2 protein-coding genes are annotated in these 663 nt (G+C 78.9%); one reads left to right on the forward strand and one right to left on the reverse strand.

Going from position 1 to position 663, the window contains the following annotated elements; all coding sequences use genetic code 11:
* Positions 1-273 (forward strand): PH domain-containing protein (locus tag EAO76_RS43940; RefSeq protein ID WP_148841786.1); only part of this gene is annotated, 273 nt, incomplete at its 5' end.
* A 91-nt stretch (positions 274-364) separates the two neighbouring features.
* Here EAO76_RS43940 and EAO76_RS43945 read toward each other — a convergent pair.
* A partial coding sequence (locus tag EAO76_RS43945; protein WP_187439080.1) for a 6-phosphogluconolactonase occupies positions 365-663 on the reverse strand: 299 nt, incomplete at its 5' end.

Consider the following 663-nt stretch of genomic DNA (forward strand, 5'->3'; position numbering starts at 1 on the left):
GCCGTCAGCGGCGGCGACTACCTGGTGGTCAGGTCCGGTACGGTGCGGCGCTCGACCGCCGCGCTGGAACGGGCCGGGGTCATCGGCTGGACGATCCGGCAGACGTACTTCCAGCGGCGGGCCGGGGTGCTGAGCGTCACCGCGACGACGGCCGCCGGCTCGGGCGCGTACACGGCGCACGACGTGGACCGGAGCGAGGGCCTCGACTTCGCCGCCGGGGCCGTCCCGGGCCTGCTGGAGCCCTTCCTGGAACGCACCCCGCCCACCGGCTGACCCCGCGCGACACGCCCGTACGGCCGAGGGCCCGGCCCGCTCCGMGGAGCGGGCCGGGCCCTCGGCCGTACGGCGTCGACGACCGCCGGGGTCAGGCCGAGGCGGGTGGGTACAGGGCGCGCGGCAGCCGGGAGGCGGCCGCCGCGTCCATCAGCCACAGGGTGCGGCCGCGCCCGTACGCACCGGCCGCCGGGGCCTGGATCTCCCCGGCGCCCGAGAGCGCGATCTCCGCGGCCTCCGCCTTGTCCTCGCCCGCGGCGAGCAGCCACACCTCGCGCGCCGCCCGGATCGCGGGCAGCGTGAGCGAGACGCGGGTGGGCGGCGGCTTGGGGGCGCCGTGCACACCGACGACGGTGCGCTCGGTCTCCCGGACCGCGGGCAGCTCCGGGA

The organism is Streptomyces sp. sk2.1 (genome assembly GCF_008120935.1).
GTDB lineage: Bacteria > Actinomycetota > Actinomycetes > Streptomycetales > Streptomycetaceae > Streptomyces.